This window comes from Brunnivagina elsteri CCALA 953, assembly GCF_002289455.1.
Lineage (GTDB): Bacteria > Cyanobacteriota > Cyanobacteriia > Cyanobacteriales > Nostocaceae > Brunnivagina > Brunnivagina elsteri.
In genome coordinates this window covers 1-2,518 of sequence record NZ_NTFS01000625.1, presented here as the reverse complement: position 1 = coordinate 2,518, position 2,518 = coordinate 1, and the positions used below count along the sequence as shown (strand labels likewise).

At 39.4% G+C, this 2,518-nt stretch carries 1 protein-coding gene and 1 pseudogene; both read right to left on the bottom strand.

The annotated features are described in order from the left end of the window. Positions 1-177: 177 nt before the first annotated feature. Positions 178-1,998, bottom strand: coding sequence for a type IV secretory system conjugative DNA transfer family protein (locus CK510_RS29225; protein WP_095724959.1), 1,821 nt, complete (start codon positions 1,996-1,998; stop codon positions 178-180). A 175-nt stretch (positions 1,999-2,173) separates the two neighbouring features. Then, positions 2,174-2,518 (bottom strand): annotated as a pseudogene (locus CK510_RS29220) (M23 family peptidase); the annotation flags it as partial.

The window sequence follows — 2,518 nt, the reverse complement described above, 5'->3', positions numbered from 1 at the left end:
TCAAATGTAATAAAAATAGACTATTGTGACAATAAATAAACCTGCACATCAGATATAAAAATGGTTATTTCAAATGAAAAATCTTGTTTTTTAATTGAAGATAGGTGGATATTTGCTATGTATCAACTGTATATACATTAGAAAACACAATAGATAATTTGTGAATAATGGTTGGTTTTACCAAACTGGTTCGGAATTGGGGCTAACTAATTCAACTGATTTTGTTTTTGCTTTTGCTTGATTGCTAGTATCTGCTTCTCGTTCCCCATTCACTAAAAGCTGCTCCGCAATTTGTTTCCTCAAATCGATTGCCGAGTCTAATTCGCTGATATCAATTAATTGCGATCGCTCTACTAACCTGGGACAAACTTGATTTTCCCAAAGTTGTTCGCTTTTATTAATTCGATGAATGTCTAATTTAGGTATGGGAATAGTGACAGGATAGGGAATTGAACCTTCCCCAGAGGAACTATAACCAGGATTGGTGATGATGCATTTCCCTTGAGGAAAGCGCATAATTTCATCTGGAGTAATAATTGGCATGGTTTGCAAGTTATCCGTCCAAGTAATGGTTCGTCCTTCCTTGGAATCGCTGATGGATTTATTTTTAACAATGAATTCCTTATGTCCGTAAGATTGAGAGAACTTTTCTGCGGTTGAATAGTTGGCTGGGTTGTAAAGGATTTTCGTGCTACAGGCACTTGCGATCGCACTCAAATTCTCCCCATAAGCATTGGCTAGCTGTTCTAAAGACTGAACACCAAGAACAAAGCAAGCACCGTTGCTTCTATATTCGTTAATCCACTGTGGTAATGCTTTCAGGTACAACGAGGGTAATTCGTCGATAAATATTCCCAATGGGTCTTTTCTAGGAGTGGATAAATTACTCACAATTGTCATGTGGAGTGCGGCTGCTAACAATGGTCCGACAACATCGCGTCTGGGGTCATCTAATTTGAAAATTAGGATTTGCTTTCCCGATAGTTTGGTGGGGATGGTGCTTTTACCAATGAAAGATGGGAGGAGCGATCGCTGCATGAATCCTGAAAATATACCAACTGTGGTTGTGTCAATCGAAGCGATGGTTTTCTCGCTATCCTTAGCTTTGAGATATTGCTGGAACGAAGCTGCAACCCACCGCGAGACTCTACCAGCTTGAACTGCTGCGTGCAACTTATTGATAAAGCCATCAGTTGATTGAATGCAGTAAACCATTGCTAAATCTGGGCGATCGCTACCCTTCGCAAGTTGGATTAATGCTTTGGCTAATAAATCTGCGGCTTTAGAGAAAAATTCATCACTTTTTCCGCTACCACCAGCATTGGCGTTAATCACCTGAGCAATTTGTGCCGCTGTCACTGCGTCTTCTTGATTCTCCATAAAATCCAGGGGATTTATGACTTCACTGTATGGTTCTCCCGGTGCAAATATCCACACTTTGTAGCCGTAACGTGCTGCCAGGGGTGCAAGTAGCTTCATTTGGTCGCCTTTCTTGTCGTAGACAATTAGGGGAAATCCCTGTGCCATGCAACTTTCAGCCATGCGATCGATTGTCCCGAAAGTTTTACCAGAACCAGGAGCGCCAAGAACAAGAGTAGAGCGTTCCGCGTGGGGAATCCAAACGGTGGGAGATGCACCAAGAATAGTTTGAAATTTTGCACCTGTTTGTTTGAATCTTCCTGAAAACCAATATTTGGGTGAACCGCACCAAAAAGTAACTTTATTGTGTTTGCGTTGTTCAATTTGTTGGAGAGCGAGGTTTGTTGCTGCCAGTTTTTCTCCTCTCCCTACTAATCTTCCGGTGGAAATCTTACCTTTTTTACCACCAGAAAACTGACTTAACAAAATTAGGAATACTAAAACTCCTATCATTGTCAAGCCTTCGGGATTAGCGAAATATTGAAATAGTCCATTGATATCGAAGCTCGATTTTATTTCGCTTTTTTTTTGTTCTGTTGTAATCTTTCTAGTTGATGATAGTGTGAATTTCTGCTTCATTTAAAAATACTCTAAAGAGTATGTATTCCAATATTTCAGCTATTCAAAAATAGAGTTGAAATGAATACAAAAATCCCCAATCCTAAATTAAAGAAGCCGAGAAAACGAAAAATTTCAATTGAGGTAGTGGAATCTGGTTTCATAAATAATCAATTTTGAGTTGAAGAATATTATTTTACTTGCCAAGAAAAATAGGCGAATTGGTATTATAGTTGAAAAATGGAACTGGACCAATAAAATATGGGGTTGCACCACAGGCATTTTTGAATCGAAAGAATAAAGCAGTGTCAACGGTATCGGTTTTCTCATTAGGTTCCATCACCACAACTTTAAATGCACTGCCATAGGATAGTCTTCCTGTCGGTTCTTTCCCTCCATTTACCGATTTCAAACAACCCCAACCACCTTCTACTTGTTGATATTTACCGCTAATCCACGAACTACCTTCAAATTTGCCACGTTGATTACGTCCCGAATTTTCTAAGTCATCGAGTTCGATATGGGGACATTTTTGTCCAGA

What these genes read in the sequence shown, in the direction of transcription:
- CK510_RS29225 (WP_095724959.1), bottom strand. Translation starts at nt 1,998, where the DNA reads ATGAAGCAGAAATTCACACTATCATCAACTAGAAAGATTACAACAGAA.